The organism is Spiroplasma endosymbiont of Sarcophaga variegata, from assembly GCF_965178695.1.
GTDB lineage: Bacteria > Bacillota_I > Bacilli_A > Mycoplasmatales > Mycoplasmataceae > Spiroplasma > Spiroplasma poulsonii.
The window spans coordinates 414711-426004 of record NZ_CBCXVU010000002.1; the positions used below are offsets into that span (position 1 = coordinate 414711).

Below are 11294 nucleotides of genomic sequence, written 5' to 3' on the forward strand. Positions count from 1 at the left end.
TATAACCTCTTTCTATTGTTCTTGCATAATTCGCACATAATCATTGTAAAAAAAGAGTGGAATTACTTTATCTTGGACTAATGCTTTTATTTTACAATGTGGTTCATGTAAGTGCAAACAAGTTCGAAACTTGCATTCATTGGCATACTGGGCAAAAAGATGATATGCTCTTGCTAATGATGCTTTTTGATAATCTCTTAAATCAAAAGTTGAAAAACCAGGCGTATCAGCAATCATTCCATCTAACAATTCATATAAAGCACTCGTTGTTGTTGTATGTTTTCCTCGCCCTAATGCTTTTGAAATTTCTTGGGTTTTAATAACCTCATCTTGTAATAATGTATTTAATGTTGATGATTTACCACTCCCTGTTTGACCAGTAAAAACCGAAATTTTATTTTGAAAAATTTGTTCAAATTGTTGTCAAGTTGCTTTATCATCAATTTTATTACTAATAAAATAAACTTCATAGCCTAACTGGGGATACCAATTAAAATATTTTTGATAAAGCTCATCAGTTGTTATTAAGTCTTTTTTTGTAAAAACAATCACTGGTTTTATCTCTTTATATTCAATAAACGCTAAATATTTATTTAATAAATATGAATTAAAGGTTGGTTCAGCCATTGCTGTAATAATAATAACTTGATCAACATTGGCAATTCGTGGGCGGTATAACTCATTTTTACGCGGCGCAATTTGATAAATAATTCCTTGCTTGTCATCTTGTTTTTCAAACTGAACATAGTCACCAACAACCGGTTTAATTTCTTGGTGCCGAAAAATTCCTTTTGCTTTACAAACATAAATTTGGTTATCCTTATTATTTTTAACATAACAGAACTCACTAATAATTTGAACAATCATTCCTGTTTGATGCATATAATTTTACCTCGGTAATAACAAGCAAAGGCATATCATTGCTGTTAAAAAAGCAACAATTAGAAAAATTAATCAAAAAACAACTTTAATTTGTAAAAACCGCGGATAAGAATAATAACGATCATGAACTTTCCCACGTTTACCTTTAACTTCAAGGTAATTACGTAATTTTAATGGTTTATCATATTGATGCTCAGAATTTTCAACAGCTTGCAAACTGGCGTTAAATTCAGCAACCGTTTGAAACCGTTCGGTCGGGTCTTTAGCAATTGCCTTTAAAATTACATTTTCTAAACTTTGTGGTAACGCGGGATTAATCAAACGAGGACGTAATGGTAATTCTTTGACATGTTTAACTGCCACAAAAGTTGGGTTTTTACCAACAAAGGGGGCCATTCCAACTGCTAATTCATACAACATAATTCCTAACGCATAAATATCGCTTCGCCGGCTCGCTGGTCTAGACTGGACAATTTCGGGAGCCATATATTTTGATGTTCCAATAATTTTACCTGATTCTAAATCTTCACTGTTTTCTAAAATTGCCACCCCAAAATCAGCAACTTTAATTTTGCCATCATATGAAATTAAGATGTTTTCTGGTTTAATATCACGGTGAATAATATCATTTTGGTGCGCTTCAGTAATTGCTAAATTAATTTCATCAAAAAAATATAACAGTTCTTTCACAGTACAAGGTCCTAGCGTTAACAACCGATCTTTTAAAGTATAACCTTTTACTAGTTCTAACACTAAACAATGACGATCATAAGCTTCAAAAGACCCATAAACCTTAACAACATTTTTATGTGAAAATTGAGCAATAGAATTATATTCCTTATTAAAACGATCAACAGCTTCCTTATTTTTTGATAACGATAAAGCCATAATTTTAATTGCAACATATCGTTTTAATAACGTATCATATCCTTCAAAAACTTCAGCCATTCCCCCGTCGGCAATTTTAGCTAAAATCTGATAACGATTATATAACATAGTTCCAACTGTAATTTGTTCCATCTTCCGCACCCTTATTTTGAATTATCTTCAACTTGTAAACATAATAACATAAAAACGAACAGAAGAAAAAAATAACAGAGTTTAATCTGTTATTTCAAAAATAATCCCAGTTAAATTATCCGTTGATAAATTTTCTAAGGCGCGGTCAATTAAAATTTTAACTTTATCATTTAATTTATTTGCTGATTTTAAACTATCAATAATATCACTTTCATCAACATAATCATGAATCCCATCTGTTGTTAATAAATACTGTCCTTTAATATATTCAATAACATATGTATCAATCTTTAAGGTTTTTGTTGGTCCTAAAGCACTTGTTAAAACTTTTCAAAAAGTATGCATGTTATACTGTTTTTTATATTGTCCTTGAAACTCTAGTTCTTGCTTTTCACGATATTCCGTTGAATTTTCCATATTTTGATCTGTTGTAATTTGATAAATTTTATCATAATGTAATTTATACAACCGGGAATCACCAATGTTAATAACATATACTTTTTCATTTGCAATAAGAGCTGCTACAACAGTTGTCCCCATATCACTTGTATCAGGATAAATTTGAGCATAAGTAACCATTTCTTCTTGAATTGATAAGATTGTTTGGCGAAATCATTTATTAATTTCTTCATCTGTTAAATTATTAAAATTTGTTCGTTTAAAATGAGCAACTAAACTATCAACAGCCATTTTACTAGCCACTTCTCCGTGTTGATGACCTCCCATTCCATCGCAAACAATCGCAATATAATTATTAAAGCTGTTGTTTGCAAAATCAAAGTAGTCTTGATTACTACTCCGGTAAGCCCCAATATCTGTCTTGTATCCAAAGCGTATTTGCATAATTATTTTCTAATAATCCCTTCATTTTTGGCACGTAACTGCCCACAAGCAGCATCAATATCGTGCCCAAATTCACGACGAACAATACAATTAATTTTTTGCTGTTGTAATGTTTCAAAAAACTGGTTAATTTTAGTACTCCGTTGATAACCATTTTCAGCAACAGTATTGTAGGGGATTAAATTAACATAAGCATTCATTCCCCGAATTAATTTTGCTAATTCTAAGGCTGTTTCACGACTATCATTAACATCTTCAATTAAAATATATTCAAATGTAACCCGACGATTAGTTTGTTCAATATAGTATCGAACAACATCCATTAATTTTTCAACCGGATATGCTTTATTAATTGGCATCAATTGATTTCGAATTGTATTATTTGGCGCATGTAATGAAATTGCTAAGTTTACTTGTGTTTTTAAATCAGCAAATTGTCTAATTTTCGGAATTAAACCACAATTTGAAATTGTAATATGACGCGCCCTAATTTGATAACCTTTTGAATCATTAATAATGTTAACGAAATTAATAACATTTTCAAAGTTATCTAATGGCTCACCAATCCCCATTACAACAATGTGACTAACACGTTCTCCTGTTGCTGCTAAATAACGATTAACCATCATTACTTGTTGAACAATTTCCGCTGTTGATAAATTTCGGGTTTTTTTAATAAGCCTGAAGCACAAAAGGTACAGGCCATATTACAGCCAACTTGGGTGGTAACACAAACCGAATTACCATAACTTTGTGGCATTAATACCGTTTCAATTTTATAACCATCCGCTAATTCAAATAAAAATTTAACGGTGCCATCTTTTGATTGCTGCTGCACCGCAATTTTTAACGGTTCAATTGTATAATGTTCTTGTAATTTGATGCGATCTGGCTTTGAAATATTTGTCATTTCATCAAAAGAATATATGTTTTTAACATATATTCAATCAAAGATTTGCTCCGCTAAATATTTTTTAAAACCATAAGCCACTAAATCTGATTGTAGTTCCTGTTTTGGATATTCAAAAATTGATGTCATTATGTTCCACTCCACTTTTATACAATATAATTTTATCATAAAATTGGATTTGATAAGATAGACAAAAACTTTAATTTTGTCGAAAACTCTTGATATTTATAAAATATACCTAAAATTAGGTATATTTTTAATATATAGAGGTAAATAAATGATGAAAAAAATAATTACAGAATTAATAAATAGCTTAACAGATGATCAATTTTTAGAATTTTATGAAAAAATAAAACAACAAGCAGACTTAATTAAAAAACAAAAACGTTTAAATGAAATTGATCAAAAATTTAGAGATAAAGGCATTATATGTCCTAATTGCAAATCTTTTCATTGTGTTAAAAATGGTCATAATTCCGAAGGAAAACAAAAATATTTATGTAAAAAATGTCGTGCTAGTTTTGATGCATTTCGTCATCATTTTACTTATTGAAGTCATTTAAATTATGAACAGTGAAATTTATTAATTCAAATTTCATTGTTAGGACAATCTAGTAAAATAATTTCTCGTTTTATTAAAACAACCCCAAAAACCGCTTGATATAATCGACAAAAATTAATGCAATCAAAACAATTAGAAAATACACAGTTAAAATTTAAAAAATTAAATGGTCAAATCCAAATGGATGAAACATTTATTAAAGAAATTCATAAAGGCAATTTTAAAGATAAATTTGATAAACGAAAAACTCATCTCGATCCATTTTCAACTGATACCAAATGCTGTATTCAAATGGCAGTTGATAGCAATAATAATATTTTTGTTCAATCCACCAATACCAAAAGATTACAAAAACAATGGATTATTGAAAATATGAATAAGCAACTAATTAAAGAAAAATCAATAATTATTTCTGATATGCAACCACTATATTTATTAGTAGCAAAACAAACAAATTCTACTCTATATTCCACCAAAACTAGTACAAACCCTGATACTAGTTATCAAAAGTTAAATAAGATTAGTAAATTACAATCCAGTCTTAAAGAAGCCTTAATTCATTATCATGGTTTGGGTTTCACTAATATTCAAAATTATTTAAAGCTCTGAAAATGAAAATACCAACACAAAGGTTTAACACCAAACCAACAATCAACGGTATTATATTTTAACGTTTAAAAAATTTAAAGCAAAATCATAATCTTACACAAAATTAGTTTTCAAATTGTCATATTGATGATTTTTTTTATTTCATCAAGAGTTTTCGACAAAATTAAAGGACAAAAAAACATTAATTAAAATTATTAATGTTTTTTAAAATTTATTTAGTTTTTGGACTTTGTCCATTTGGAATTGCTGCTGCTTGTTCCTTTCGCATTGCCGCTAATAATTCGCGCATATATGGTTTAATAACTTCTTGTTCACCACCATAGACAATTTGCACTGACTTACCACGAACAATCATCCCGGTACTTCCCCCTAAGGATTTAATCACGTTCTGATCAACAACGCTACTATCAACAACTGTCACTCGTAAGCGTGACGCATATGAATCAACAGCAGTAATATTATTTGGTCCACCTAAAAATTCAATAATTTTGCGGGCTTTTTCACGTTTGGCCGCATCGCCTTTCGCTGGCACAGCACTAGCTTCACTGCCACCTTGTTTTGCCTTAAAATCAGCTTTTGTGTATAGTTTTGCACTACCATCACGACCAGTAATGCCAACTTTTCCGTATTTAATACAGAAGTAAAAGGCCGCAAAGTAAATTGCAATATATGGGATTCCAACAACTAAAATTCAGTAGAAGTTTGTTCCTTTACCACCAACAAATGGAATGATTCCAAAGACAATAAAGTCAATAAATCCTCCTGACACCATCATCGAAGTATGAACATGTAATAATCACATTAACATAAATGAAATTGCACATAATGGCATATGAACCCCATAGAATAATCACGGTGCAACAAATAAGAAGGTAAATTCAATTGGTTCTGTAATTCCTGTTAAGAAACAAGTAAAGGCTGCTGAAAAGTAAATCCCCATCACTTGTTTACGATTTTGTTTTGGAACACTAAACCACATTGCCGCCGCGGCAGCTGGTAATCCAAACATCATAAATGGGAATTTTCCAGATTGGAATCTGCCAAGATTTAAGCCCATATGTTCTACCATTGTAAAGGTAATCTTTGGATCAGCAATAATTTTATACATAATCGTTTGATCTCCAACTGCTGAAATTGTTGAAGCATTTAATGATGATACTCAACTGTTAACAGCAACGATTGCATCAGCAGCACTAATTTTTGCCACATCAACACTAGCATCAATATAACCAGCAGCTTGTAGATCTTTTAAGAAAGCCATATAACTTAACGGGTCTTTCAAAACATTAGCAATTAAATCAGCCATACTCCCCCCCGCTTGTGTTCACCATAATGGTGAATAAAAAACGTGGTGTAGACCAAATGGTACTAATGAACGTTCAAAAATTTCAAAAATTAACGAATCTAACCCAACAGGTAATTTTCCGGAGTTATTTCCAAATCAAGCTAACCCTGTTCCAATTAAAGGTCAAATAATCATAAAAATAAATGCTAACGGAATTACCGCTAAAAACATAATAATTGGCACTAATTTAGTTCCACTAAAAAAACTAAGTGCTGAAGGGTAATTGTGTTTTATGAAAACGATTAAAGGCAAATGCTGCAATCGCCCCCACAAAAACCCCACCAAAAACACCGGTGTTTAATGAATTAACCCCTAAATTAGCAGTTAATAATTTACTTTGTACCGCTCAAGTTTGACCAGTATAAAATAACAAATTAAACTGATCACTTACTCGTGCTGAGCTAACAATCACAATTTTTGCATTTGGATTATCAACTAATCGTTGATAAATCTCACTATTACGCATATAATTTAATAACTCATCAGCCGTCAATAAGGTTGGACTGGCTGATTTTAAACCATCAACCGTTAATCCTTTAATTGGATTAGCAACCCCCTCAATATCAACAACATATTGAATGTGGGCAAATGCTTCGTTTAATAATGACAACTGAATGGCATTAAAAACTAAAAACCCAACAACCGATGTTAAAGCTGCAACCCCGGCATCTTCTGTATAAGCCATTGCCACTGAAATACAGAATAAAACTGGTAAATTACCAAAAGCAATATTCCCCATTTTATTTAAAAAATTACCAAAATATTATGCTGCTGAAGCGGGGTCAACTTTTGATGAAATTGTTGCTCCAACTCCTAAGAAAATTCCGGCAATCGGTAACAAGAACGCTTTACTTAATTTGCTCAACGTTGCCATTGTCCTCTGATTTGACCGTTTTCATCATGCTCTTGAGACAAATGGCTTAAGTTTTGCTTTTTCACTCATTTTTAACTTTCTCCTTTTAAAATAATTTCTAAAATAATATTACTTTCTATAAAACTAATAAGAAAAAGCCCGATATTCCAATAACATAGCAAAAAAATGCTCCGTATAAAGCAATATTCCGCTTAATATAAGTCCACAAATCTAATTTTGTATTATTTTTAGCATAATAATCGCCACTATTTGCTAATCGCCTTTTTTGGATAATTCAAACAATTAATAATATTGTTCCAATAATCATACCAAAAAGTACAATTGCTAAATATGTAATATTCTGTGGTGATAAACTTAAAATCATTTTGGATATGTTACTCTTTTCTACTAAAATAATTTTATTATAACCAGACTTGTCCATAGAATTTTTATTATTTTATATTTTTATTATAGAACATTTTTCTTTAAAAATTTATAATTTGGAATTATGTAAAATGAAGTGCAACAAATCTTATTAGTCAAATAATACAATAAAAATCATAAAAAATCTTTAATTTTGTCGAAAACTCTTGATATTTATAAAATATACCTAAAATTAGGTATATTTTTAATATATGGAGGTAAATAAATGATGAAAAAAATAATTACAGAATTAATAAATAGCTTAACAGATGATCAATTTTTAGAATTTTATGAAAAAATAAAACAACAAGCAGACTTAATTAAAAAACAAAAACGTTTAAATGAAATTGATCAAAAATTTAGAGATAAAGGCATTATATGTCCTAATTGCAAATCTTTTCATTGTGTTAAAAATGGTCATAATTCCGAAGGAAAACAAAAATATTTATGTAAAAAATGTCGTGCTAGTTTTGATGCATTTCGTCATCATTTTACTTATTGAAGTCATTTAAATTATGAACAGTGAAATTTATTAATTCAAATTTCATTGTTAGGACAATCTAGTAAAATAATTTCTCGTTTTATTAAAACAACCCCAAAAACCGCTTGATATAATCGACAAAAATTAATGCAATCAAAACAATTAGAAAATACACAGTTAAAATTTAAAAAATTAAATGGTCAAATCCAAATGGATGAAACATTTATTAAAGAAATTCATAAAGGCAATTTTAAAGATAAATTTGATAAACGAAAAACTCATCTCGATCCATTTTCAACTGATACCAAATGCTGTATTCAAATGGCAGTTGATAGCAATAATAATATTTTTGTTCAATCCACCAATACCAAAAGATTACAAAAACAATGGATTATTGAAAATATGAATAAGCAACTAATTAAAGAAAAATCAATAATTATTTCTGATATGCAACCACTATATTTATTAGTAGCAAAACAAACAAATTCTACTCTATATTCCACCAAAACTAGTACAAACCCTGATACTAGTTATCAAAAGTTAAATAAGATTAGTAAATTACAATCCAGTCTTAAAGAAGCCTTAATTCATTATCATGGTTTGGGTTTCACTAATATTCAAAATTATTTAAAGCTCTGAAAATGAAAATACCAACACAAAGGTTTAACACCAAACCAACAATCAACGGTATTATATTTTAACGTTTAAAAAATTTAAAGCAAAATCATAATCTTACACAAAATTAGTTTTCAAATTGTCATATTGATGATTTTTTTTATTTCATCAAGAGTTTTCGACAAAATTAAAGTAAAAAATCAATTATAAATTTTTAAAAATCAAAATATTTATAGTTTTTATTTTATTTTAAGGAAAATTAAGCACACTAAAAAATAATTTATTAAATTACTTCAAATAAACCTATTTAAAATTATCTGAAAATACATCTTTTGCTGTTTTTCAATTAAGAACAGGCCTTAATTTATCATTTATAACATTAACTACTCAATTTATTTTTTGTTGACTAACATTATTAAAATCAGTTCCCTTAGGAAATCATTGTCTAAGTTCAGAATTCATATATTCAATTAATGGTTTTTGTTGTGGTTTACCGGGGTCACAAAAATAAACTTGTGTTTCAGCAAATATTTCTAATTCTCTTCATTTACTAAATTCTTTTCCTCTATCAGTTATTATTCCTTTAATTTTCCCAAATAAATTATTACTTATAACAATATCTTTAAACTTTTCCACAACTTCATTAGCAGTATGATTTTTTAATTTCATAACAAAATAACTTTTACTATTTTGTTCAACTAAAACCAAATTACTAGATTGATGCTCTTTTCCAACTATGGTATCCATTTCAAATCAACCAACATCAGTCTCTTTATTCTCAATATCTCATATTGATTTAAAATTAATTAATTTACCACGATTATCAAATTTTCCTTTTGTTTTATATTTTTTACCACGATGACGTAAATTCTGTTTTAAAAAACCATAAAAACCCAAACGAATTCATTTATACAATGTTTTAACACAAACAGGAAATTTAATACCAAACTTTAGAAAATAACGATGAATAAGTTGTGATGGAGAATCACGATAAACATTAAATCTTATATTAATAAAATTTAATTGTTCTTCTGTAAACTTATATCTTTTATTATTCTTTTTTCTTTTCTCATAATACATTTTATCTGACTTATAAGCACTATATTAATCAATAGTTTTAAAACGCTTAATTTCTCGCAAAATAGTACTACGATTTCTGTTCAAACATTTAGCAATTTGTGAAATATTTATTTCACCATTCTTTTTTAAAAATAATTTTGATAATAATAATTTTTCCAATTTAACCTTATCAATAAAACTTAAATGACTATACATAACATTTATATACCTTTCATTAATTTATAAATTTAATATTAAAATTATTTAATACATTATTGATATATGATAAAATCAATTATAGCATTCAAGTAATTTTAATAAAGGAGAAGTAAAATATGAAAAAGTTACTAAGTATTTTAGGAGTAATCGGATTAACAGCAACAAGTACAACAACATTAATTAGTTGTGAAAAACCAAATAATAATGAAAACGGGGGGGTAATAAACCTACACCATAACCACAACAACTACCAGAAAATAGCAAATTAACTAATATTCCTAGAACACAGGCGCCTAATAAAGAATTTTTAACTGCTACTAATAAATGATATTTTTATATAAATAAATATGAAAATAATTATATAACGACAAAATTTTATTTTGATAATAATTTTACTTTAATTTTGTCGAAAACTCTTGATGAAATAAAAAAAATCATCAATATGACAATTTGAAAACTAATTTTGTGTAAGATTATGATTTTGCTTTAAATTTTTTAAACGTTAAAATATAATACCGTTGATTGTTGGTTTGGTGTTAAACCTTTGTGTTGGTATTTTCATTTTCAGAGCTTTAAATAATTTTGAATATTAGTGAAACCCAAACCATGATAATGAATTAAGGCTTCTTTAAGACTGGATTGTGATTTACTAATCTTATTTAACTTTTGATAACTAGTATCAGGGTTTGTACTAGTTTTGGTGGAATATAGAGTAGAATTTGTTTGTTTTGCTACTAATAAATATAGTGGTTGCATATCAGAAATAATTATTGATTTTTCTTTAATTAGTTGCTTATTCATATTTTCAATAATCCATTGTTTTTGTAATCTTTTGGTATTGGTGGATTGAACAAAAATATTATTATTGCTATCAACTGCCATTTGAATACAGCATTTGGTATCAGTTGAAAATGGATCGAGATGAGTTTTTCGTTTATCAAATTTATCTTTAAAATTGCCTTTATGAATTTCTTTAATAAATGTTTCATCCATTTGGATTTGACCATTTAATTTTTTAAATTTTAACTGTGTATTTTCTAATTGTTTTGATTGCATTAATTTTTGTCGATTATATCAAGCGGTTTTTGGGGTTGTTTTAATAAAACGAGAAATTATTTTACTAGATTGTCCTAACAATGAAATTTGAATTAATAAATTTCACTGTTCATAATTTAAATGACTTCAATAAGTAAAATGATGACGAAATGCATCAAAACTAGCACGACATTTTTTACATAAATATTTTTGTTTTCCTTCGGAATTATGACCATTTTTAACACAATGAAAAGATTTGCAATTAGGACATATAATGCCTTTATCTCTAAATTTTTGATCAATTTCATTTAAACGTTTTTGTTTTTTAATTAAGTCTGCTTGTTGTTTTATTTTTTCATAAAATTCTAAAAATTGATCATCTGTTAAGCTATTTATTAATTCTGTAATTATTTTTTTCATCATTTATTTACCTCTATA

The 11294-nt window shown here is 28.0% G+C and carries 8 protein-coding genes and 3 pseudogenes; 3 read left to right on the forward strand and 8 right to left on the reverse strand.

The annotated features are described in order from the left end of the window. Positions 1-12: 12 nt before the first annotated feature. The 4 genes and pseudogenes from rsgA to rlmN form a co-directional block, all read right to left on the reverse strand. Positions 13-882, reverse strand: coding sequence for a ribosome small subunit-dependent GTPase A (rsgA, locus tag ACOBME_RS03860; RefSeq protein WP_338964124.1), 870 nt, complete (start codon positions 880-882; stop codon positions 13-15). A gap of 6 nt (positions 883-888) precedes the next feature. Beyond that, on the reverse strand, positions 889-1902 hold the full coding sequence (locus ACOBME_RS03865) for a serine/threonine protein kinase (RefSeq protein ID WP_338964127.1): 1014 nt from the start codon (positions 1900-1902) through the stop codon (positions 889-891). Positions 1903-1983: 81 nt separating this feature from the next. Further along, positions 1984-2745, reverse strand: a complete 762-nt coding sequence (locus ACOBME_RS03870; RefSeq protein ID WP_338964129.1) for a PP2C family protein-serine/threonine phosphatase — start codon at positions 2743-2745, stop codon at positions 1984-1986. A gap of 2 nt (positions 2746-2747) precedes the next feature. Continuing rightward, positions 2748-3784 (reverse strand): annotated as a pseudogene (gene rlmN, locus ACOBME_RS03875) (dual-specificity RNA methyltransferase RlmN). A gap of 148 nt (positions 3785-3932) precedes the next feature. Between rlmN and ACOBME_RS03880 the strand changes: the two are divergent. After that, a complete protein-coding gene (locus tag ACOBME_RS03880) occupies positions 3933-4895 on the forward strand; it encodes an IS1/IS1595 family N-terminal zinc-binding domain-containing protein (protein ID WP_338963247.1) in 963 nt (320 codons plus the stop codon). A 142-nt stretch (positions 4896-5037) separates the two neighbouring features. On the opposite strand, the pseudogene ACOBME_RS03885 reads toward ACOBME_RS03880, so the two are convergent. Beyond that, positions 5038-6910, reverse strand: a pseudogene (locus ACOBME_RS03885) (PTS transporter subunit EIIC). Between the two features lie 24 nt (positions 6911-6934). After that, positions 6935-7114 carry a hypothetical protein gene (locus tag ACOBME_RS03890; RefSeq protein ID WP_338964140.1) on the reverse strand — a complete coding sequence of 60 codons (180 nt, stop codon included), beginning with the start codon at positions 7112-7114 and terminating at the stop codon, positions 6935-6937. A 559-nt stretch (positions 7115-7673) separates the two neighbouring features. On the opposite strand from ACOBME_RS03890, the gene ACOBME_RS03895 reads away from it, so the two are divergent. After that, the gene (locus ACOBME_RS03895; RefSeq protein ID WP_338963247.1) at positions 7674-8636 is read left to right on the forward strand and encodes an IS1/IS1595 family N-terminal zinc-binding domain-containing protein; all 963 of its coding nucleotides are present in this window, start codon (positions 7674-7676) and stop codon (positions 8634-8636) included. Positions 8637-8846: 210 nt separating this feature from the next. Here ACOBME_RS03895 and ACOBME_RS03900 read toward each other — a convergent pair. Then, positions 8847-9818: pseudogene (locus ACOBME_RS03900) on the reverse strand (IS30 family transposase). A 119-nt stretch (positions 9819-9937) separates the two neighbouring features. Here ACOBME_RS03900 and ACOBME_RS03905 point away from each other — a divergent pair. Beyond that, the gene (locus ACOBME_RS03905; RefSeq protein WP_338964142.1) at positions 9938-10090 is read left to right on the forward strand and encodes a lipoprotein; all 153 of its coding nucleotides are present in this window, start codon (positions 9938-9940) and stop codon (positions 10088-10090) included. Between the two features lie 226 nt (positions 10091-10316). Here ACOBME_RS03905 and ACOBME_RS03910 read toward each other — a convergent pair whose 3' ends face one another. Next, the gene (locus ACOBME_RS03910) at positions 10317-11279 is read right to left on the reverse strand and encodes a transposase (protein ID WP_419334355.1); all 963 of its coding nucleotides are present in this window, start codon (positions 11277-11279) and stop codon (positions 10317-10319) included. Between the last annotated feature and the right edge of the window lie 15 nt (positions 11280-11294).